At 52.4% G+C, this 20925-nt stretch carries 20 protein-coding genes; 9 read left to right on the forward strand and 11 right to left on the reverse strand.

Annotated features, from left to right (window positions below):
- Positions 1-75: 75 nt before the first annotated feature.
- Positions 76-6504 carry a helicase-like domain-containing protein gene (locus QP109_RS00975; RefSeq protein WP_285022737.1) on the reverse strand — a complete coding sequence of 2143 codons (6429 nt, stop codon included), beginning with the start codon at positions 6502-6504 and terminating at the stop codon, positions 76-78.
- Positions 6426-7091, reverse strand: a complete 666-nt coding sequence (locus QP109_RS00980) for a hypothetical protein (RefSeq protein ID WP_285022739.1) — start codon at positions 7089-7091, stop codon at positions 6426-6428. Before QP109_RS00980 ends, QP109_RS00975 begins: the two co-directional genes overlap by 79 nt.
- 296 nt (positions 7092-7387) lie before the next feature.
- On the opposite strand from QP109_RS00980, the gene QP109_RS00985 reads away from it, so the two are divergent.
- The 3 genes from QP109_RS00985 (at position 7388) to QP109_RS00995 (ending at position 11433) form a co-directional block, all read left to right on the forward strand.
- Positions 7388-9556 (forward strand): hypothetical protein, encoded by a 2169-nt coding sequence (locus tag QP109_RS00985; protein WP_285022741.1) that lies wholly within the window; start codon positions 7388-7390, stop codon positions 9554-9556.
- A gap of 28 nt (positions 9557-9584) precedes the next feature.
- Complete coding sequence (locus tag QP109_RS00990; RefSeq protein WP_285022744.1) at positions 9585-10640, forward strand: lytic transglycosylase domain-containing protein; 1056 nt, start codon at positions 9585-9587, stop codon at positions 10638-10640.
- Between the two features lie 118 nt (positions 10641-10758).
- Entirely contained in the window at positions 10759-11433 is a 675-nt protein-coding gene (locus QP109_RS00995; protein ID WP_285022746.1) for a DUF3800 domain-containing protein, read from the forward strand.
- A gap of 169 nt (positions 11434-11602) precedes the next feature.
- On the opposite strand, the gene QP109_RS01000 is transcribed toward QP109_RS00995, so the two are convergent.
- From QP109_RS01000 to QP109_RS01030, 7 genes are all read right to left on the reverse strand, one after another.
- Positions 11603-12034, reverse strand: coding sequence for a hypothetical protein (locus QP109_RS01000; RefSeq protein WP_285022748.1), 432 nt, complete (start codon positions 12032-12034; stop codon positions 11603-11605).
- Positions 12035-12036: 2 nt separating this feature from the next.
- Positions 12037-12813: a ParA family protein gene (locus QP109_RS01005; protein ID WP_285022751.1), complete on the reverse strand. Its 777-nt coding sequence runs from the start codon at positions 12811-12813 to the stop codon at positions 12037-12039.
- Positions 12810-13160, reverse strand: coding sequence for a hypothetical protein (locus QP109_RS01010; protein WP_285022752.1), 351 nt, complete (start codon positions 13158-13160; stop codon positions 12810-12812). The genes QP109_RS01005 and QP109_RS01010 overlap by 4 nt, the downstream gene beginning before the upstream one ends.
- 71 nt (positions 13161-13231) lie before the next feature.
- Positions 13232-13858, reverse strand: a complete 627-nt coding sequence (locus QP109_RS01015; RefSeq protein WP_285022754.1) for a hypothetical protein — start codon at positions 13856-13858, stop codon at positions 13232-13234.
- A gap of 248 nt (positions 13859-14106) precedes the next feature.
- Positions 14107-14478 (reverse strand): single-stranded DNA-binding protein, encoded by a 372-nt coding sequence (locus QP109_RS01020; protein WP_285022756.1) that lies wholly within the window; start codon positions 14476-14478, stop codon positions 14107-14109.
- A gap of 13 nt (positions 14479-14491) precedes the next feature.
- A complete protein-coding gene (locus tag QP109_RS01025; protein ID WP_285022758.1) occupies positions 14492-15340 on the reverse strand; it encodes a tyrosine-type recombinase/integrase in 849 nt (282 codons plus the stop codon).
- A gap of 158 nt (positions 15341-15498) precedes the next feature.
- The gene (locus QP109_RS01030) at positions 15499-15786 is read right to left on the reverse strand and encodes a helix-turn-helix domain-containing protein (protein WP_285022760.1); all 288 of its coding nucleotides are present in this window, start codon (positions 15784-15786) and stop codon (positions 15499-15501) included.
- Between the two features lie 461 nt (positions 15787-16247).
- On the opposite strand from QP109_RS01030, the gene QP109_RS01035 reads away from it, so the two are divergent.
- Together QP109_RS01035 and QP109_RS01040 are read left to right on the forward strand one after the other, a co-directional pair.
- Positions 16248-17324 (forward strand): hypothetical protein, encoded by a 1077-nt coding sequence (locus tag QP109_RS01035; RefSeq protein WP_285022762.1) that lies wholly within the window; start codon positions 16248-16250, stop codon positions 17322-17324.
- 220 nt (positions 17325-17544) lie between these two features.
- Positions 17545-18774, forward strand: a complete 1230-nt coding sequence (locus QP109_RS01040) for a hypothetical protein (protein WP_285022764.1) — start codon at positions 17545-17547, stop codon at positions 18772-18774.
- A gap of 128 nt (positions 18775-18902) precedes the next feature.
- Here QP109_RS01040 and QP109_RS09260 read toward each other — a convergent pair whose 3' ends face one another.
- Together QP109_RS09260 and QP109_RS01045 are read right to left on the reverse strand one after the other, a co-directional pair.
- Positions 18903-19022: a helix-turn-helix domain-containing protein gene (locus QP109_RS09260; RefSeq protein ID WP_101627918.1), complete on the reverse strand. Its 120-nt coding sequence runs from the start codon at positions 19020-19022 to the stop codon at positions 18903-18905.
- Positions 18970-19299: a hypothetical protein gene (locus tag QP109_RS01045; protein WP_165778203.1), complete on the reverse strand. Its 330-nt coding sequence runs from the start codon at positions 19297-19299 to the stop codon at positions 18970-18972. The genes QP109_RS09260 and QP109_RS01045 overlap by 53 nt, the downstream gene beginning before the upstream one ends.
- Before the next feature lie 133 nt (positions 19300-19432).
- On the opposite strand from QP109_RS01045, the gene relB reads away from it, so the two are divergent.
- The 4 genes from relB to QP109_RS01065 all read left to right on the forward strand — a co-directional run bounded on the left by relB (position 19433) and on the right by QP109_RS01065 (position 20924).
- Positions 19433-19654 carry a type II toxin-antitoxin system RelB family antitoxin gene (relB, locus tag QP109_RS01050; protein ID WP_101627917.1) on the forward strand — a complete coding sequence of 74 codons (222 nt, stop codon included), beginning with the start codon at positions 19433-19435 and terminating at the stop codon, positions 19652-19654.
- The gene (locus QP109_RS01055; RefSeq protein WP_101627916.1) at positions 19651-19917 is read left to right on the forward strand and encodes a type II toxin-antitoxin system RelE family toxin; all 267 of its coding nucleotides are present in this window, start codon (positions 19651-19653) and stop codon (positions 19915-19917) included. The genes relB and QP109_RS01055 overlap by 4 nt, the downstream gene beginning before the upstream one ends.
- A gap of 39 nt (positions 19918-19956) precedes the next feature.
- Positions 19957-20187, forward strand: coding sequence for a hypothetical protein (locus tag QP109_RS01060; protein WP_207760304.1), 231 nt, complete (start codon positions 19957-19959; stop codon positions 20185-20187).
- 455 nt (positions 20188-20642) lie between these two features.
- Positions 20643-20924, forward strand: coding sequence for a ribbon-helix-helix domain-containing protein (locus tag QP109_RS01065; RefSeq protein WP_285022770.1), 282 nt, complete (start codon positions 20643-20645; stop codon positions 20922-20924).
- The last annotated feature ends 1 nt before the right edge of the window (position 20925 follow it).

Raw genomic sequence — 20925 nt, forward strand, 5'->3', positions numbered from 1 at the left:
CAGTCCAACTTCCGGGGGACAGTTCAATCGCGCATGGGGAACACGCCCTTTTGGGGGCACGCCACCTAGCGAGTATTAGCGGAATGTTCCACGGCTAACGTCGCTGGCTTTGGGGCGCAGACTCGTAGGGGGCGTGGCCGCATGTCCGCTGCTTCTGGTGTGTTTGCCAGCTGCCTGGCAAGTAATATCCAAGATTCGCGCTGAGGGTGAGGTTCTGGGTTGGTTTCGTTGAAGAGTGCGCAAATATGAATGCTCTTTGCGGAAAATTTGTGGGTTGAGATAGCCAAGTACAGCTGTCCCGTTTCCGCCAGTGGGAGTATCAGAATTAATCGCATTGAGCGGATACTCTTTGTACCAGTAGCGCGCAACAGCGCTCACGTGTGATGGTGTGCGCCAACTGCTCGCAACCATGTATGCCGGTTCACTGGTTTTCAGCTCATCAGGCAGACTGTCATGCTGTTCTTGGGTGAGTAAAACGAACGATAGACCGCCCACGAACGTTACTGATTCAATCCCGTTCTTCGCTCCGTAAATGCTTTCTCCGCGATTAGTCCATTTCAAAGGCGTTGCTTTCGATAGATCTTCGCCACCAATTCGGACGTTTGAAGCGTTAGCTTCTTCGACCGGTGTAGCGCCGACGGCGTCTGGTGCTAGGCGGGGCGTAGTCAGTTCAAGAGCCCCGAATTGAACGTGGTCATCAGAATAGGTGTCGAGTGCCTTTTCTCTTCGAGAAACGTAGTCCGCGTCGCTACTAAAGGTTTGCCTGTCAAGGACAAACCGAGCAATTCGAGCGTTCGCGCTGATATTCCACTCGTCTTGTCCTGGTTCGCGGTACATGAAGTGCCTGGTGCCTGTAGCACCTGCTCCCTCAGCAGCACGAGAATATGAGCTGAAGGCCACTTGCTGGTGTTGGTCTGTGGAAAGCACCGTCCATTTAGACCCGTCCTCATAAGTAGCTAGGACAATAGAGTCTCCGTTTGCCCCGTATGGCACGAGGGTCGAGGATTCGATGGGACTGTCCCTCCATGTTTGGGGAGCTCGATCATCAGGACTGGCAACACTGCTTGTTAGCGTGGTAGTCGTTTCAATGACCTGTGAAGCATCATCGGAGGCTCGCGCGTCACTTGCGGGGGTGTTCATGCGTGTGAAGAATGCTCCGTTGAACAACCCATTGTCGACCGTTTCGAGGTCGCTGGTGCGCTCTTCAAGATCTTTGAGGTCAAGAATTGTTGGAATGCTATGTCCTTGATGGGTTTGAAGTGCAAGTACTCGAGTCGATGGTAGTGGGCCAATGATCGCGTGAACATCGACCCTCCATGTGTCGCCGCCTGCGTATGAAGCGCTCGCAGGGGGAACGCTGAGACTTTCAGCTAGGGGAGCGTGAGTGATAATCGCCTGCGCGTCTTCCACCCCCCAGACCGGCCACGTGCTCATGCCCGTGTAGAACCCCTCGTGTTCGTCGCTAAAACGGAGTTGATTGTTCAGATCGTGTTCAAGATCAGCCTGAGCAGTATTTACCCGTTGAGACTGGTAGTTGGCCTCATACTCATCAACGAGCCTGGTCAGGCGTGCGAGCTCTGTCTCAGCATCTTCGAGTTGCTTTGCTTTAGAGAACGGAGTCGCAATAAAAGCCTGGCGCTTGTCGATTTCTCGGGTGAGTTGGTCGTGTTTTTCCTCTAGCGAAGACAGCTTTTGAGGCAATGACCCAACATGGTGTTCAAGGCGAGTAATCAACCCGATATTGTTGCCTTCTAGCACTGCGTTTAAGTCGAGGGTGACGCTAAAAATCTTCTCGCGTACGCCTTGAATCGTAAATTCAAGACAGGGTGGTTGGGTTGGGCTCTTGCCAAGCGCGCGTTTGCATTCAAGCGTGATCCCACCGAGGGTAAGACTCATCGGGGTGCGCAAAAATGCGTGCATTTGGTGGCCGTCGCGTAGAGCTTCAATTGCCCAAGTGTTTAAGCCTGTAGTGAGCTGAGCATTCAGATACGCAACCGCGCTCTTACGATCGCGGATGAGTTCGCCTGCGCGCCCTATCATCGCGAATGCGTCACCGCTTGTTGGCCGCAGTTTTCCTACCAGTTCTTTCGCTAGGGGCAGGGCGCGCTCGATGTTATTCAACAGCGTCTGATCGCGAGCTAGGCCAGCTCGCTGGTTCATCACCATGCGACGATGCGAGGCTTTGTCGCGTTTGAAGCGAGCAACATCTGCTTCAACCTTGGTGCGCTCAATAATGTGCGGATTACCGGTTGCCACTGCCTTAGTTTGCGCGAACCCCATTTCATCGGTGAACTCGTCATCAAACACTCGCTCGCCAGCTTTTCCGCGCATAACCTGAGAGATCATTTTTTGCTTACGCTCTAGGGCCTGCCACATCACCGCGTCATACGATTTTTCGGCAACGTAGCGGAAAATTGACACCTGGCTGTTCTGGTTACCAGCACGGATAATGCGTCCCTCACGCTGGGTAATATCAGCAGGCCTCCACGGGGCGTCAACATGATGAAGTGCAACCGCGCGAAGCTGAATGTTCGTCCCCGTGCCCATCTTGTCTGTCGAGCCGATGATGACCCTGACTTGCCCCTCACGACAGCGCATAAACAGATCTTCTTTTTGCTCATCCGTATTCGCTTCGTGAATGAACGCAATCTCATCACTCGGTATCCCCATTTCAACAAGGTTGTCTTTAATCTCCTGATACACGTTCCACTCGCCGTTGCCTTTAGGGGTGGACCGGTCAGAGAAGATCAGTTGAAGGCCACCAGGCAGACTCATCTGCTCGCCAGATTTATCAACGTAGACACGATCACTGGTTTCGTTATAAATGCGCACAACGTTTGCTGCAATCGTTGAGGCTTTCGTGATGCTCCCAGGATCGTAATCAACCAGGCGCAAGTCAATTGCTGCTTGCCGACCATCATTAGACAGCTTGAGCCAGTTATCTTCACTCGGTTCGACGCTACCAGAATGAATCTTGTCTGCCCGATCGGACAGAGTCTGGGAGAACGCTTCCATCTCAGCGCCTGCGGGGATTGAAGCGATTTCTGGGGCGTGTTTCCCCTCAGAATTAACGTGCACAATAGGGCGAGCGATGTCGAGGTCTTCACTCATTTTTACGTCAGCTACCTGCCCCCAGATGCTCATAAACTCCGGGAGATTCTGAAAACGGGCAATACGAGTGCGAGCTTTTAACTTACCGGTCGCCGTGATCTCCATGTCGTGCGTCTCCTGAGTAAAAGCTCCAGCAAACGCATCAAACTTAGCGATTCCCGCGTCCCGGAGAAGATCAGGCGAGAGATAACGCAACATCGTGTGTGACTCAGCAATCGAATTCGCGATCGGAGTACCTGTGGCTAGGGTCAGGTAATGATCGGGATTGATCGTGCGCAGATAGTCAATCTTCATATGCAGATCGCGTGCCCGCCCTGAGTCTTTAGAACTCATGCCCGAAAGGCTTGTCACCACACCAAGATTCTTGAAGTGGTGAGCTTCATCAACCATCAGATAGTCAATACCAAGTTCTTCAAAGAACAAGCCTGTGTCCTTGACCTTGTTCACTTCTTTTTCAAGATCAGACTGGAGACTCTTAAGACGTTTCGTCAGCTGGCTCACCGAGTAATTGCGCTCAGTAGCGTTTTCTAAAGCTTCTTCAATCTCTTCGATTTCAGCGGACAGATACGCTCTGACGCTACTAGGCTTCATGCCGATGAGCTTAAAGTGAGATTGAGTAATCACCACACCGTCTAGGTCATGCGTAGAGACTCTCGCGAGGAACTCTCGCCGTGCCTGCGCAGTCTTCAAATCTTCCTTGTCAGTAATCATCACGCGCGCGTTCGGATACGCCTGTTGCCATTCATTCGCGACCTGCAAGAGCATATGGTTTGGCACCACGATCATGGGCTTTGATGCCAACCCCAAACGTTTGAGCTCCATTGCTCCCATAATCATTTCGAGGGTTTTGCCTGCACCGACTTCGTGGAACAAGCCGACGGTCGGTTCAGACACGATTCGTGCAACGGCGCTGCGCTGATGTGAATATGGTGTGATGTCAGTATTCAAGCCTGGGAGTTGAAGGGCTTGCCCAGCACGCTCATAGCTGCGTTGAACGAAACTATTGAACGTATCGTTGTAGCGTCGAGTGAGGTCTTCGACGCGCTCAGGTGTAGACCAACAAAATTCGATGAAAGCCTCGCGCATTTCCTCCAGTTTTGAGTGTGCTTCAGCCGTCGCAGTGACATCAACATACGTGGTGCCGTCAGAATCCTTTGCCGTGATAGTAACGTCTGTATGGTTAAGCAAAGCTTCAAAAATGCGGTCTGCGTTTCCCCGGTTCGACACTGACCAGCGTTCAAACGCGCCCGTCCATGCGCGCCGTTTACTAATACTCCAATGAGCATTACTCGGGTTGAAAGTCACGGCATCGTCATTGCGATATGGCAGATCGCAGATAACACTGTAATAGAACTCGACGTGAACACTTCGCCCAAGCCAGGGTGCCCCAGGAGTGATCTGAATATCCTCCAATGGAATATCAGCAGGCAGAGCCTGTTTTAACGCTTCGACATTGGCTTCAAACACACTATCTAGAGCACTTGCCTCATTAGCACGCGCGAGTTTGGCACGAACGTTGCCTGCCAGATATTCTTCGCGAGCAACAAGCTCATCGGGGCACCCTGGCGTTCTAAAAACAAGTCGTTGTTCCAGCAAATCAGCAAGAACAGCATCACGATCAGAATCTAAAAGATACGCAATCCGATCGACATCGACTTTACCGGTCTGATTGAGCGACAGTGCGAGAGCATCAGAGAGAGTATCCGCGCCAAGAATCTGCGGAGTAACACCGATAGTGCGCCTGGTCAGAATGTCAGCAGGCGAAGCCTTCTTTTCTTCAATGTCATAGTCCTCGATCGCGAGCGTCACCGCAGCGTAAGGGTCTTTACGGAACGCAGCAATGACCTTTCGCACTTGCTCAGTTGTCGTGATGATGGGGTTGCCGTCCTCATCTTTCTCCCTCGTGCGACGCGAGACGTACTTTCGTTCGTTAATAGGGCCGAAGCGATCAACGTGTGCAAGGTAGGACTCCCTGAGAGCCTTTCGTTGAGCCTCAAGCTCAGGCGTATCGACCGTACTGGTGGCATCAGCATTCACTAATTCAACGGTCTGATCGCGTAGAGCTAACAGTGAAGCCATCTCAGCACGATCTTTTTTCGCTACCTTGTGCGCCTGGAGCCCGTGCGTGGTCTGGATTGAGAAAGACCCATCTTCATTCTGGCTAATATGTCCGAGCTGACGGCCGTCAATGACGTTGCTGGCCTTCGGGGCGGTGGTTGTGGGGCGAGTAAAGGTCAAACCACGCTCTACAGCGCTTGCAACAACAGTCTCTAACGCGCGAGAAAGCTCGTTACCTACTTCAGAAAGCGAAGGCGAGGTGACAGTCAGATTCACCGTAGAATTCATACCCAATTGGGCTGACAGTGCGCCGAGAACACGCTCAGGGTAACGATCAAAATACGTATTCATCGTCACGGAATGCTCACCAAAAAAGCGCGGCGTCGAGCTCTCCCAGTCAAAAGGCTGGGGTTCTTCCCCGTCGGCGCGCCGACGGAAAATCAATACGTCAGTCAAAGCCTGCGTATCAGCTGCCTCATCATGAGCACCAGTGGGCAGGCGCACCGCTCCAACCAGATCTGCACTCTGATACAGGTATCGTCTGAAAGCAGGGTTTTTAGCGTCGAGCGTCCAATGTGAAGAGATGAGGGCTACAAGACCACCAGGGTGGGTTAGAGCAACAGACTTAGCAATAAAGTGATTATGAATCGGAAAATGCGACGGATTGTATGTATCGTCGCGCACCTGAAAATTACCGAACGGCACATTACCGATCGACACGTCGAACCACGCCCCGTCAGGGCGAGTATCCCCGAAAGACTCATTGAGAATCTTCGCATCAGGGTAGAGCTTGCTCGCAATCCTTGCTGTCGTAGAGTCAATCTCAACACCCACCATGTCAAAGCCTTCAGGGGCTCCGCCAATGAAATTGCCAGACCCGCACCCAGGCTCCAACACTCGCCCGCCATCGACCCCAAGTCCGCGTACCGCATTCCACATCGGTGCAACAAAAGCAGGGTTCGTGTAGTGCGCACTCAGAACACCCTCGCGCGCCAACCGGTACTCCTCTTGACCCAAAAGAAGACGCAAGCCCTCACGTTCAGCCTGCCAATCCTGACGTTTTGGATCGAAGATGGAGCCCAGTCCTCCCCACCCTGAATACTTCGCGAGCGTTTCCTGCTCACGCTCATCCGCGTCCCGATCACCGAGCTCATCGAGCAAACGAATTGCCTCAATGTTCGCGCGCGCACGCGCTTTCGCGCCTTGGGGGACAACAAGATGAGTTGCCCGCCAGCGGGGAGGGGTCGTGCGTGCTTTTACGTCAGCGGGAACAGTGCCTTGTCCGCTTCGGTTTCGATCAGCGTCAGGTTCTTGTCCAAGACTTCGCCCACCCACACCGGCTCGTGCATTGAGCTCGGAATGTTCTTCCGATCGTCCTGAGCCCAACCTTTCAGGAAATGAAGAAGATGAGCCCAAGGAAGAACTGGCTCCCATTCGGGACTGCGCAGCTCCAACAACTCTTGTTTCACGTCCCTGAGAGTCATCTGCCAATACTTCATCGGCCGTCGCTCCCACCACGTCTCCTCGTTGATATCCATCAACGGAATCTTTTTGTCGATCGTTTCGATCAGCAGTTCGCTCGCCAGATTCAACACGAGCCTCTCGTAGAACGGCTGAATCTGTTCGATTGTTTCGAGTAGATCCTGCAGGGTGTCCTTCTCGTCGATCGTCAGTCGTGCCTGCCAGTAGGCTTCGCCCTCTTCCTCCCACGCGTCCTCGCCGATCAGGTCGATGATTTCCTGATCGTTGCACCCCTTCATCGGGTCGATGCTCAGATCCTCCCCGAGCGCTGTCGCCTCCCACGTCTGTTGATTCTCGCAGATCGTTTTCAACGGCTCGGGTAGAGGGCACTTCAGTAACTCGAGTCTCGCCAGTTCGCCACCGTTGATCGCTTGATACACGTCCAGGTTTTCGATGTTCATGTTTTGCTCCTTCAAAGAGAAAATCTAGATCAAACAAGGCTGGCTGAGGCTCGAATGAGCTTTTTCGTTGTGAAGCCACTGGTCACTCCTTATAAACGTCGGATTTATAAGGAATGTGACCAGTGCGCGCACGCGCGCACTCTCACCAACCAGTCGCTTCAGCCTGAAATTATCCAACCTTTCACAATAACACGCACACGAAGCTACGCATAGTCAAGTTTTTTCGCTGTGAGCAACGTGAGCGCTCGTTCCACATATCAGTATTCAGCCTTGTATTAAGTACTTGTGGAGCTCTTGTGAACCCGTCAGATGAAGCTAAGATCCGCCAGATCATCTCCGCTCATCCGCGCCAGCCGATCATGTTCTCCTTAAGCGACGGCCAGGCAGCATGTATCAATCCTGACGGCACTGTCACGATTGACGGGCAAGACGTAAGGCTTGAGCATCTAAGTCCAGCCGGTGTTAAACCAGATGGCTCACCACAACCAGAAGAGTCAGACTCACTCGAGGATATGGGCGCACGTATTCGCCAGCTCGAACAACGCAACGGCGAGTTGGAAGCAGCTCTCGCATCAGCGCTCAATATTCGCCGCAGCGATACTGACGCTCAGATTCAAGCTCTTACCCGCCGGTGCGACGAAGCGCATACCACGCTCGCGCATGAGCGTGACCAATGGCGTGAGCAGGAAACAAGATTTCAAGCTCTGATCGCTGACCTTACCGCCCAGGTCGAAACCCTCACTTCTGAGCGCGCTTCCACCGAATCAGAGCTGAGGCGAGTACACGCGGCGTATGAGCAAAAAGAAACAGATGATGCCACAACGACCCAGCTTAAAGCTGAGCTTGCCCAACTCAAAGAGGCGCTCACTGCTGAGAAAACCGAGCGCGCCCAGCTCGCCTGCGACCTCGACATCGCTCAGAGCGAAACCGAGAAAACCCGAGCACTCCTTGTGAGCGTGGAACAGGAAAAGCACGCTCTTGCACTGTCGCTCAAAGAAGAACAGGGGCGTATTTTCGACCTCGAAAACACAATCACTCGCCTGAATGCCGACATCGTCGCAAAGGCTGCCGAGATTGCGACCCTAGATGGCCACGCGGGCGAAATACTCCAACAAAACGAGCAGTCTGAGCAACAAATCGCAACACTGAGAAGCGAAAACGACCAGCTCGCAGGCGAACTATCACAAGTAAAACATGACTTACGCCAAGCTCTTAGCGCAGCTGAACAGACCAATGTCGAAGCCGAGCGCGCACGCTTCGCCCTTGAAGCCCAGCTTAAAGACTCAACTGATGAGCGCGACCAGCTCGCCCAAAAGATCGATGATCTGACACACCAGCTCAACGCGCGCCCACACCGAGCCGACCTCGAAGAACTCCAGGCCAACATTAGCGAACGCGAGGCCGAGATCGCGAACCTACGCACCCAGCGTGACACGCTCACCGAGCGCGTTGAAACCCTGTCTAAGAACCTCGAAAACCAGAGGCGAGAATGCGATGCACTCATGCGCCAACGTGACGCTCTCAAATCTCAACTCAAAGCCCAAGACGCTCAGACCCAGACCCTGCCAGCCCACCCCACGCCTGAAGCTTTTACCCCCAAAACCACACCAGCATCAGATGATGACCAGGAGGGCGATAGACACCCTGGACAACTAGCTAGGCGCATACTCATCGTCGTGTTTGCTCTGCTCTTTCTTGCTGGCACAACCTTTGCCGCCATACATATGGCAACCACTCCAAGCGGAAAAGATAAGCCAAACAGTGGGCAATCAGTGCACCCTCAAAGCGTGCAATCTGCTCAATCGGCAGGATTGAGCTCAGAAGAAACCCAAGAGTGGCAAACGGAGATTACCCACGCTCATTCGCTTATCAGCGAAAGCGAAACACTGCTCGCTGACACTGAAGGAAAAGTATCGGACGAAACAACACGTCAGACGCTCCGTTTGGCAATCGACGCTCTCTCCCAACTCGCCTCCCAGCCCGCGCCTGAAACGTCGGCTTCATACGCTCAGGCATTAGCCAAGCTCAAGAATGCAACAGAGGCGCTCACTACTGCTAAGCAAGCGGTTCTTGACTCAAATGCGAGCTATCAGCAAACCGCTCCCCCCACCGAGCCGTCCCAGACAGAACCTACGGCCGTGCCCTCAGAGCCGTCTACTAGCCAACCTACTCCCGCACCTGCTTCGCCCGCACAAGGCACAGACGTTGGAGGCTACATCGCAGACATGAACACGTCTGTCTCTTCCTCGTCAGGAACAGTCAGCTTCAGCGTCACTGTCTCGTCGGTTGGCTCCGCACCCGTCACTGTCACTGCAAATGTCGGAGGAAATGTTGTGACCCTCGGGCAAGGAACAGTCTCAGGCGCGCGCACGTTTAGCGGTTCAATCTCAGTTCCTTCGGGAACCTACTCGTGGAGCACAAGCGCTGATGGACTCATCAACTCTGGCTCTATCACGGTGAACTGACAAGACTATGAAACTACTGGCTGTACTCATGTCGTTTCTACTGACGATTGCAACATTTCCGCTGACCCTGGCAATCCTCGGCGGAGGGGGCGATGATGAAACCCACGCAGCCGGACTCAACGAATCAAACGTGCCCGCAGAATACGTCCAATGGATACTCAAAGCAGGCCAGATCTGTGAAGAAATCACCGCGCCACTGCTCGCAGCACAGATCGAAACAGAATCAGGCTGGAACCCGCGCGCCGTCTCCCCAGCAGGCGCAGCCGGGCTCACTCAATTCATGCCAGGCACCTGGGCGACAGCCGGAGTCGATGGAGACGGCGACGGTAAAGCCGATATCTACAATCCAGCCGACGCGATCATGAGCCAAGGCACCTACATGTGCAATCAAGTCAGCGCATTGAAGAACTACATTCAACAAGGCCGAGTCTCAGGCGACCTCGTCCAGCTCGCCCTCGCAGCCTACAACGCAGGTATCGGGAACGTCCTCAAATACGGTGGAGTCCCACCATTTGCGGAAACACAAAACTACGTGAAGAAAATTCCAGCTCTCGCATCCTCAAAATACGCGCAAGTAGGAATGCCTCTAGGCGTTGGAACACCAGGCGGACCGATGGGCAACGACTACCCATACGCCAACGGCCCCTACGGTGAGATCAACTGGAACACTCGCTACGCCTATGGCAACTGCACAGACTTCGCCTTCTGGCGAGTCAATCGCGACATGGGCGTCAAGTTCGCTGGCGCAAACACCCAGTGGAAATACACGTGGGCAACACTCACCCCGCTAGGCGGTCACGGCGGACAATGGGGACTCGACGGCAATATGCCAGGCTGGATCAAAGTCCCCTCAATGCGACAAGTCCGACCAGGCGACATCATCTCCTACCGTCCAGGCGCGTTCGGATACCATCCCTCCTATGGCCACGTCGCCTACATCGCAGCCGTGGACGCGAGCGGAAACATCACCATCGAAAACTACGGCACCAACGAATACTTCGTCACAACCATGCTCGCCACCGTCGGAGACGCAGCAATCCAAAACGGCAGCATCGTCATCAAACACAACCCCGCCCTCGGATGAAAAGACATCAACTCTTGATCTTTCCCATACGGCGTGCTTTAATGAAAGCGGTGGCGGTGACGCTACCTCCAAGTGCCGGGGGTTGTCCCCCGGCTTTAACTTTGTAGAAGTAGTTTCTATGTCTGAAATCAGTATTTTTATTGATGAAAGTGGCACTGCTAACAGTGACGATAAATTTTATATTTTAACCTTGGTCTTTCATCAGCAGTCGAAACCAATTAACGAATATGTTTCCCAGTATGAACAAAGCCTCAATGTTGCTGATTTGCCGAATATCCCGTTCCATTCTGAACCATTGCTGAACGGGAACAGGAGCTACAAACATCTCAGCATTGAACAACGCAAAGGACTCCTTGTTTCTTTTGCAAGATTCGTTCGTAGGCTCCCGATCAAATACCACACATTCACCTATCTGCGAGGTGAGATCAGAAATACTCAAGATCTCCAAGAAAAAATGACGCGCGATGTCATTCAATTCATCAATGAAAATCTTGATTTCTTTCAATCATTTTCCGCCACCAAAGTTTACTATGACGACGGGCAAAATATCGTCAAACATGTCATCGACACTGCAACGAGAACAATGTTGTATACCCCAGCTGTAGAACGCCGTAAAACATCAATGACCGACTATCGCCTTGCACAGGTCGCAGACTACATCTGCACAATCGAACTCGCCGCACAACGATATGAAATCAAAGATGATGGGGGAACCTACAACAAATTCTTTGGCACACGAGGCTCTTTCAAGAAGAACTGGTTCAAACAGGTACGAAGAAAACGCTTAGCATAACCACTCTTGTCAGCCCACGAACCACCACGCTTCGCCTCCTTGACGAAAGCTGTGTCGCGCTAGTCACACAACCCTTGGCGCATTCGTTCCCCTATCGTGTAAAACTCCCACTATTGCCGTCTTTACCGGTAATGGCGGTAAACACGGCAACAGGGGGGTGAGGGTGAACTTATACTGATCGCCCAGGACGTAAGACGCCTGTTTGAACAGGGATAAAAGGCTGCCCGTGATTGTGCGTTGCCTCAACTTGGGTGACCGCTTGCAAGAGATAGTCTGAAGCCCACTGAGAAAGAGATGAGAGCTCAGGTTTAGTGGCAAGCTCTGCACGGTAGGCTGCTCTGATCCGACCAACAAGATCCGCATCAAGCGTCAAAGTGAGCTTCGACTTTCGAGGGACACCACCACTACGTACTGACTCTTTACCGGCGTTACCGCCATTACCGTCTTTGCCGCCATTACCGTCTTTGCCGACATTACCGGCTTTACCGTCTTTACCGGCATTGCCGGCTTTGCCGGTAATTGTTGAGTCGCCCGCAATGATGGGGTCGAGAATTTCTGCCTTACGCAAGGCGGTAAGGGCGCTAGCATCAGGGGTTTTCACAGTCATTCCTTATGAGTCGAAGAGATGAGTTTGTTGGCAATGAGTTCAAAGGCTTTCATGCTGTCAATGTCTCGGATTGGCTCATGGTCGCTCCCTGCGCGTGCGATTGCCTCACGTTCAGGAATAATCGCGTCCAACAATACGAGGTCTTCATACGTGTCACTGAGCGCATTTTTCCATGTTCGCCGGTCAACTCGGTCGTTCCTGTAGGCGTTGATAGCAATCCCCGACAAGCTCAGCTTCGGGTTATAGCAACTACGTACAGTTGCTAGGGTCGTGATCATTTCAGCTACACCGTCTGCCGAAGACTCACGAGCCGTTGAAACAACCAAGGCTCGGTCAGCTGCCACTAAAGCGTTTGTTGTGAGCATTCCAAGCGACGGAGGGCAATCAATCACAATATGCGTGTACTCATGCTTGATGACACTCAATGCTGACGCCAAGCGTTGCTCACGGCCTAATGAAACGTCGTTTTCTCTACTGGCTAAAAGACGATCAGCGGGCAGAACCTCAATGTTGCCCCACACTTCGCTAGCAGGATAGACAGCGTGAGCGGTCACTTCAGGAGACCCACCTGTTGCAATCGCACTCATCACATCATTGAGCGTCAGCGTTGATGAATCAACATCAATACTCATCATCGTTGTGGCATTACCTTGGGGATCAGCATCAACAAGTAAAACCGGATTTTCAGACCTCAGCCCAAGCTGATAGGCGATGTTCGTTGCGAGCGTCGTCTTACCAACGCCACCTTTTTGATTACAGATCGCAATAATCATTTCGTGTCCTCATTATGTTGCAAGTGCGTTTCTGCTAAATCGAGCGCATCACAAATCAAAGCCTTTGACTTCACATAGGCGAATGTCTTTGCGTTGCACGCCTCATACTCCAACTTTGCCCACGCCCACGTCTCTTCCCAATCGATCATTGACGATTCCTTCTGTTCACGACGCTCATCCATGAGCGCTAAGAACGTTAGAGCATCATGCTCGGTGTCATCAGCCCTAGCGGATAAGTCCTCAAGCGCATAGCGCGCAAACACCTGAATGCCCATGAGAGCTGCCTCGCGCTCATCTGGAGGTATCGCCTGCCAGCCCTCAACAAACTCATCGATTCTCATATGCATGTTCCTCTCAAAAGCCTTTACCGGCTTTACCGGCATTGCCGTGTTTACCGTCTTTACCGTCATTGCCGTCTTTACCGGCATTCCTTGTCTCTTCCCACGTCCCCCGTATTAAGCCAGTGGAATGTTGCAGTCTGATAGCCGGCGTTATCGCGATGAACAATTCGTTCCACTACCACCGGGCGTGTGTGCTTCTTGCCTTTCACGCTCACCTCTACGCGCGCTCCCTCAACGAGGTTCTTTCCTCGCACGTAGAAAATCTGGCCATGTTTAACAAAGACAACGCGCTCTTTGAAACCTGCCTTTGTAGGAGCCCAATCGAATGACGCTGTTGAAGTGCCATCAGAGTGCTCAGTCACTCTCCGTACGATCACCCTTCGTGCGTGTCCACTCTTGGCATGGACAGTTAAAACACTTCCTTCAACAAGCCCCACACCTTTCAAAACGAACGTTCCATCGTCTAAACGCGCAAAGACTGCATCACGCGCGTCTGCCAAAATCGATTCCTCGACCTGACCGAGCGGGGCAGGAGCAAGCCCCCAGACAGTCTCAGAATTGCCAGCTTGATTCTTACGACGCTCACTCGTCGCGTAAATCTTTCCCTCGGCTTTAAGATCTGACCTCCGCCTGCGGTAATAGGTACTACCTGCGTGTGGCCAGTTTTCAGCCGTAGCAAGGCTCTCCAACTCGGAGTCAGTCATATCGCCCACTTCAAGAAACGCTGAAAGAATGCGACGCTTTTCCCTCGTTCGATCTTTTAAACGCGCTTCCGCCTCATGCGAAGTAACCGGGTCACTTCTGCGTGTACTCGACATTACAATCAGAGCCTTCCTTTGCCGTCATTGCCGTATTTACCGTTATTACCGCCGTTACCGTCTTTGCCGTATTTACCGGTAATAGGCGAGTGGAATAGGGCTACTGCATTGAGTAGCCCTAGAAAACAAACGAATTACTCGTCGTTTTCTTGCGTGCTCCACGGGTCAGAATTCGAATCAGTGTGAGCCGAAAGTGAAACCGATTCAATGAAAGAAGGGGAGGACAGTTCTAGGTTCGTGCGTCCCTCATACTCTTTTCGCACCAGAATGCCCTCAACACACACTTTTGAGCCCTTACGCAAAACACCAGCAAGGCGCTCTGCTTTCTCGTCCCAAAAAGAGACGTTGATCCATAGCTCTTCGCCAACGTCGTTCCATTCTCCAGAGTTCTGATCTTTCTTTCGATGGGTCGCTCCGATACCGAAATTGAGAACAACCGACCCCGAATTAAGCTGACGCAATACCGGTTGAGAGATGTTTCCAGTCACGCGACACGTAACGGACATGGTGATTTCCTTTCTAGGGGTGTGACACATTGAGATGAGTCGATTCGGCTACCAAACGCAGAGCGTCATCGGCAGGGGCTGTATAACGTTGCGTCGTTGCAACCGAGGAATGACCAAGAAGCCGTTGAACAGCAATAAGGTCATGGCTATTCCTGTAGGCAGTAGTGGCAAAGCGATGCCGAAGAGTATGTAAAGTCCACGGTGAAGCCAGAGCACAAGAGCCGAGCTTCGACACGTAACGCCCTGAAAGATGCCCATGATCTTTACCAGGGAAAAGCCACCCATTATTGGCTCGGGCGCATTCCATGAGCTCTTCAGCAAAACCCCTATCAATCGGAACGAACCGAGAGACCCCGCCTTTGCCGACAACGTGCAAGGAATATCCATGCAGATCATGAAAGAAGTCGTCGATATGTACGCGCGCGATTTCGCTTGCACGCAGACCAACACACGCTCCAAGCAGAAGAATCTGGCGAGTGCGAGGCGATGCGCTATTCAGCGCCTCTATCAGCTGAGTATCAGGAACTGGACGAGGAAGAGCATTCGGGCGGTGAATATGAGGCAACGCCAACGCAGGACTATTAACGCCTTTTATAAAGCCAAAAAACGATCGAAGCGATGAATAATACGCGTGGCGTGTTTCAAGCTGCCAAGAGCGCTCAGACACCCAGCCTAAAAGCTCGACGGATGTCACTTCTCGCGGATCTGGCTTAAGCGCTCGCGCAGCTTGCCGTACATGACGCAAGCGTGTGCCGATTGTCCGCTCACGCAATCCTGAAACGGTCATTTCCTGCTCCCACGAATCAAGAGCAGATTGCCAAAGGGGTGGAACTTTGAGTACTAAAGGGTGATTCGTATTCATGCGATTCATCGTGCCTGTCGTCACCATGAATCGGAACATCAACAGTGCTTAATACCCCAATAGACGAAAGATGAATAGCGACTCTGACAAAGGCGATAATCCAACAGCAAATCAATAACCCGGAGGTCGTCAGTTCAAATCTGGCCCCCGCTACCACGTCAAGCGCCTGATCTGAAAAGATCGGGTGCTTTGCTTTTTTCTTGCTCAACAATGATGCTGGGAAGAAGATCACCTAATGACACATCAAGGAAGGCTGCTGTTCGCGCTAAGTCCGTGATTGTCCACGTTGTATCGCCTTTAAGTTTGCGCGAAGCGGTTGTTTGAGTGACGCCGAGGAATTCACCGAGAGCTGTTGCTGTCCGGTTACGGCGACGTAGCCAGATGCTGACCTGTTCGCCAACGATCTCGTTGGTGGTCATTGAAGCGAGAAAGTCATCGTTGTTCATGTGGTAAGGATAGCAAAAGTGTGCATCATATGCAGGTATTGCGAATTAATTTACTAAAACCGTTTGGCGGTTAAGGTTTGGGTGCGCATACTTGAGACATGAAGAACCTGCGTTAAATGCATAGAAACTCGAAAACTATTGAGGTTTCTGAACGTTTGTTGAGTACTGCAGAGGTGGCTCGCGCTCTGCAAGTGTCAAGAAACAGCGTGACGGGTTGGATTAGCCGAGGGCAGATCACGGTAATTCAACTGCCGTCAGGTCAGTTCTGAATTCCCGAGTCTGAGGTTACAAAGGTTTTGGAACCCCTTGAAATGCTGGGACATAGGGATTCCTCGCCGGTTGGTGATTCGCTTCAGCAGGCTGGGTGAGGTTCCTTGTGGTTGTGGAACCTGGCTGGCAGGTAGGCGATGATTGAGAAGAGTACTTTGTTTGTGTGCTTGTTCGGGAAGGTTCGTCTGACAATGAGTGATGAAACAGAGCTGAATGCGATGGGGGATTCTGAAGGGACTGCGCCTGCTTCGGTGGCGCACGCGTGGTGGAAGCGCCCGAGGATTGCTGTCCCTGTGGCAGTGGTGCTATTTGCGTTGGCTGGTGGGCAAGTGTACGCGGGTGTGAATACGTATCAGACCCATCAAGCCTCACTTGCTTTCGCTTCGGCTGTAGAGGCAAACTCAGGGCAAGCAACAGTCCTGAGTGAAGCAGTAGCTCACGCTCAGGCAGTTCGTGACGAAGCGAACGCCCTGAACGAGGCATCAGGGGATACTCCAGTCATTGAACCTGCTTTGATTGAGTCTGTCGATGATGCTCTTTCACGCGCTAGTGCTCTTGATTTGACTAAGCCTGCCACACCTGCTGATCGGGCAACTCTTATTGCAATGGCTGAAGAGCTTGAGGCTGAGACAGCTAATACCGTGTCGATTCTTGACTCGTTGAAAACTGCAACTGACGCGGTTGAAACACAGCTCAACACTTGTGCTATGACAGCTTTCGACCAAGCGGTCGCTGACGCACAATCCGCTTTGAGTTCGGCACAAGGGGTGCTTGACGGGTCGGACGGGAAAGTCAATGACAACAGTCTGCGCGACCAGCTTGCGACCGCGATTGATTCACTGACGAATCTACTTCCGTCCACTGATGAAACTAGTGATGAAAGCCAATCGTCCTCGGTTGAGGGCGGGCGTGAAGAGGTAAAAGCAAAGACTGCCGAGATTGCTAGCGGGATCGAAGATCTCAACGCGAAGAGTAAGGCAGTCAGTGACGACCAGACTGCTTGGCAGCAGGCTCAGGACGCGCAAGCTCAGGCAAGCTCTACCTCGGCTGGTGGGGGAGGGTCCTATAGCGGTTCTTCTTACGACTACTCCGGCGGTGGCTACAGCGGTGGTTATTCCAGTGGGGGCGCTGACGTGTGCGGTGGCGGACCGTACTGTTACAACCCAAACTACCCGGAATATACCTATGACCCTGACGGTTGGGCACATCATCAGATCCAACCTGATGCGAACGGTAGCTGGACCGATGTCCTAGATCCGATCCCGTGAATTGCTCTAAATTTCAAGCGCAGCACCGTGAGTAGTGTGCTGTAGCTCAGTAAGACTCCTGCCAACTGGGCGAAGAGGCCCTAGGAAAGCTGATCGCCTAGTTGGTGGGTTCCATATGTATTCCCATCTCACGAAAGGAATTTTGATGATGGTGGATTCTTCTGTGCCTAGGGTGGCACACTACTCACGGCTGAGCCCTATCTTAGCCTCTCTTGCAACGATGGTGGTTGTGTGTGCCTCGTTGACTGTTCTGGCTCCTGCTTCTGTTGCTGCGGGGTCATGGGTTCGTGGTGTGCCGATTAACGGCCTGTCTGGCTGGCTTGGCACGTGGATTCCTTATAGTGGTCAGCCGGTTCCTGGTTTGTGTATTCAGGCTGACGCGGTCAATCCTGCAGCAGAGGTGGTCGTGACACCGAGTCAGTTGAGGGCTCAACCATCGCTTGCTCGTCCGGCTGATTTGAGTGTTGATATTGCGCAGATGGCGTACATCATGAAGTGGTATACGCCAACGTCGCTTGAGTTTTCGAATACTGACGTCGACGCTGCTGCAACAGCTTTCCTTGCTCACGTGAACTTTGAAAACTCACGTAATGCTCAGGCGAACGTCAATGAGCTACTCCAGCTCACCCCCGCGCACATTCAAAACCGTGCTCGCCAAATGGTTGCTGAAGCAAAAGCAGCCGGTGTCGTTGGGTGGAGAGCCGGAAGCGTGACGGGGGAGCGTATGCGCTTTGGCACTATTGACGGTATCGGCGTGAAGAACGGCGCTGGCGCGTATGTTGCGGGTAAGCCGTTCACTATCACTCTGAACGGCCCGGCGGTGTTTGAAACGACCGGGACGAACACATATACGGGAACAACAGCGTCTACGCGTATTGATGGTATTAAATGGCGTTCAACCGCGAACGGCACGGTTTCCTATCATGTTGATTACGCAGACTTGGGTGCTTCTGCGCTTGGTTACGCGTCGCCTGGTGGTGGTCGCCAGGATGTGATCTGGTTCGACAGTTCAAGTCTGCGTTCTGAGACGGTTGCGGGGCCGTCGTTTGAGGTGATTTTTGATTTCCAGCCGATTGCTACGTCCAATGTGGGCACCTCTAAGGTGATTGACTCTACGACCCTGGTGGACACGATCACTGCCAGTGCTGACCCGAATTATGGTGATGGCAAGTGGCTTGAAATTGACGGCAAGCCGGTTCCGGTTGTGTATGAGGGCACTGCCTATGCTCTGGGCGAAGAGCCGGTAGATCCTCGTGATGAGGTTCCCGCAGACGCACGGGCGGTCGCGACTGCGGGAGGCGTTTCAGGCAGGGATTGGAAGAGTTCACGGAGTTCTAAGCGCTTGGCCTCAATTGCGGCAACGTTATCGGGGTCGATAGTGCGAACCTGGGCGCGCAACGCAATTCCGGCTTGTTTCCAATGTTCTTGTTCTTCCAAAGCCGTAGTTTGACGCTCCCACTCGACATATTGGCCACCGATACGGGTAGTCAGTTCCAAGAGGGCGTCGTAGACCATAGGATCGAAAGCCTGCTTCATTTCAATCCCGTGCGTCCTTTTCTCTGTTTTACGTATCTGGCTTTAGTTTAGTGTCCGGTGGATTGTTGAGCGCGAGACGTTGAGCACGCGAGCGATTGCGGAGATACTTTCACCAGCTTTGTGCAGCCCGCGCCATGGATTGCTTTTGTATCTTACCCGCATAGATCACCGGCGACATGATGTAAAAATCATCAGTCTGAATCAGATCGTTAACCGTTTCTAGATCATCAGTAATCGAGTAGCGATACGCCCGATCTTCTCCTACCCGAACAGCTATCGCACGGTACTTACCCTCGACATACTCCCCTCGTTTTGCGAGTGATCCGGACGGAAATAGCTCACGGTAGAACTCAGGCGTAGCCACCTCAGGAAAACGAGTTGCTAGACACTCCTCGGTTACGTTCTTCGTGGAGAACAAGACATCTTGAACGCCACCCAATTTTTACCTCCGTCAGCCTCAGGTTTTAACCCCCATCACTTCAAGGAAATAGGACTGGCTTTGTCCGGCTAACCATTAACAAACAACACAGATTGAAGTACTATGTACTAAAAGGTGTTAGGGGACAGTAAACATGGCTTTTTCAATCAGACTTAGCGAAAAAGAACGCAAGCTAGCCACGAGCTATTCGCACTTGCACGGGATTTCTTTAGGTGAAGCATTCAAGCAAGCGCTGTTCGAACGTATCGAGGACGAATATGACGTACAGATAGCTCAAGAAGCTCTGAACGAGTGGGCGCGAGACGGATATAAAACTCGCCCTATTGAAGAATTATGGGACGAGTGCGGGCTATGAGCTGGCGTTTAGAAACATCCAAAGCATTCGATAAAGAGTTTAAAAAGCTCGACCACTACACCCAACGAATCATCAAAGGCTGGATTACTAAAAACCTCATGGAAGCCGATAATCCGCGTATTCACGGCAAAGCCTTAACAGGCAATCTCGCTGGCTTATGGCGCTATCGCATCGGCGACTATCGACTCATCGCCGAAATCAAAGACGATAAGCTTTCTATCTTGGCTATCTCCATCGGCCACAGACGCGAGATATACCGCTAAGCAAAAACGGCGAAGCACGGCAGTATTGGAGGCATCGTCATGAGTGATGTGAAAGATGTTCTAGATATGCCTGCTGAAGTAGACTTTTCGCACAGCCAGCCAAACCCTTACGTTGGTAAGGTTCGCCGTCGTGTCACAATCAATATTGACGGTGAAACGGTGGACTATTTCAAAGCAGAATCAGCACGCACCGGTATTCCATATCAAACAATCATCAACATGTATTTAAGCGAGTGCCGAGATCAAGAAAAGCACCTTGCCTTTGCCTAACTAAGAGATTTCCCTGTCACCGAAATAGTTGACTTGGTTCGTGGCCTACCTTGGGACACGCACGGGTTTGGTTTGGTTACCGGCTGTGGCCGCGGGTGTTGCGTGAGTGTGTGGACGCGGGGTGGCATGTTTGGGTGGCGAGTGGCTTGGTTTACTGGGCGTGTGACGTAGCGTATTATTTATTGTGTGATGGGTGTGGTTGTTGAGCCTCATGCTTTCAAGCATGGGTTGAGTGAGTCTGAGATTAAGTACGCTTGGAGCGCTCCTGTGGCCTCACGTATGCGTGGAGATGGTTCTGATCCTCCTAGGTGGATTGTTGCGGGCTGGCTTCCAGATGGTCGGCTAGCACAAATGGTTGGGGTTGAAGATAGTCAGGGTAGGTGGCACGTGTTCCATGCGATGACATCTGTCACGAAAGCGTTTTTGAAAGAACTAGGTATGGGAAGGGAGTAATCATGAGCGAGTTTGTAGCACTAAACGGTCAGACTGTAACCGATGCGCAGTTAGATGCTTGGGAAAGTTCCTACGCGCAAGGAAAGTTCCCTACGGGGGAAAAGAACCTCAGCGCGATAATTCATGGTGCGCCCCGCGCCTTAAGCAGCGAGGGTAGCGAGACCCTTTCAGTGAAGATTCCTGCCGCTATGAAACGAGCGCTAACAGCCATGGCAGACAAGGAGAACATGACCACTAGCGAGCTAGTGCGCGCCATGCTCACCAAATCACTCATAGATGCATAGC

The organism is Pauljensenia sp. UMB9872 (genome assembly GCF_030212665.1).
Taxonomy (GTDB): Bacteria; Actinomycetota; Actinomycetes; order Actinomycetales; family Actinomycetaceae; genus Pauljensenia; species Pauljensenia turicensis_B.

Excerpts from the sequence above, each read along its gene's own strand:
- QP109_RS00980 (WP_285022739.1), bottom strand. The coding sequence starts at position 7,091 with ATGAACATCGAAAACCTGGACGTGTATCAAGCGATCAACGGTGGCGAA.
- QP109_RS00990 (WP_285022744.1), top strand. The coding sequence starts at position 9,585 with ATGTCGTTTCTACTGACGATTGCAACATTTCCGCTGACCCTGGCAATC.
- QP109_RS00995 (WP_285022746.1), top strand. The coding sequence starts at position 10,759 with ATGTCTGAAATCAGTATTTTTATTGATGAAAGTGGCACTGCTAACAGT.
- QP109_RS01005 (WP_285022751.1), bottom strand. The coding sequence starts at position 12,813 with ATGATTATTGCGATCTGTAATCAAAAAGGTGGCGTTGGTAAGACGACG.
- QP109_RS01010 (WP_285022752.1), bottom strand. The coding sequence starts at position 13,160 with ATGCATATGAGAATCGATGAGTTTGTTGAGGGCTGGCAGGCGATACCT.
- QP109_RS01015 (WP_285022754.1), bottom strand. The coding sequence starts at position 13,858 with ATGACTGACTCCGAGTTGGAGAGCCTTGCTACGGCTGAAAACTGGCCA.
- QP109_RS01020 (WP_285022756.1), bottom strand. The coding sequence starts at position 14,478 with ATGTCCGTTACGTGTCGCGTGACTGGAAACATCTCTCAACCGGTATTG.
- QP109_RS01025 (WP_285022758.1), bottom strand. The coding sequence starts at position 15,340 with ATGAATACGAATCACCCTTTAGTACTCAAAGTTCCACCCCTTTGGCAA.
- QP109_RS01030 (WP_285022760.1), bottom strand. The coding sequence starts at position 15,786 with ATGAACAACGATGACTTTCTCGCTTCAATGACCACCAACGAGATCGTT.
- QP109_RS01035 (WP_285022762.1), top strand. The coding sequence starts at position 16,248 with ATGAGTGATGAAACAGAGCTGAATGCGATGGGGGATTCTGAAGGGACT.
- QP109_RS01040 (WP_285022764.1), top strand. The coding sequence starts at position 17,545 with ATGGTGGTTGTGTGTGCCTCGTTGACTGTTCTGGCTCCTGCTTCTGTT.
- QP109_RS09260 (WP_101627918.1), bottom strand. The coding sequence starts at position 19,022 with ATGCGGGTAAGATACAAAAGCAATCCATGGCGCGGGCTGCACAAAGCT.
- relB (WP_101627917.1), top strand. The coding sequence starts at position 19,433 with ATGGCTTTTTCAATCAGACTTAGCGAAAAAGAACGCAAGCTAGCCACG.
- QP109_RS01055 (WP_101627916.1), top strand. The coding sequence starts at position 19,651 with ATGAGCTGGCGTTTAGAAACATCCAAAGCATTCGATAAAGAGTTTAAA.
- QP109_RS01060 (WP_207760304.1), top strand. The coding sequence starts at position 19,957 with ATGAGTGATGTGAAAGATGTTCTAGATATGCCTGCTGAAGTAGACTTT.
- QP109_RS01065 (WP_285022770.1), top strand. The coding sequence starts at position 20,643 with ATGAGCGAGTTTGTAGCACTAAACGGTCAGACTGTAACCGATGCGCAG.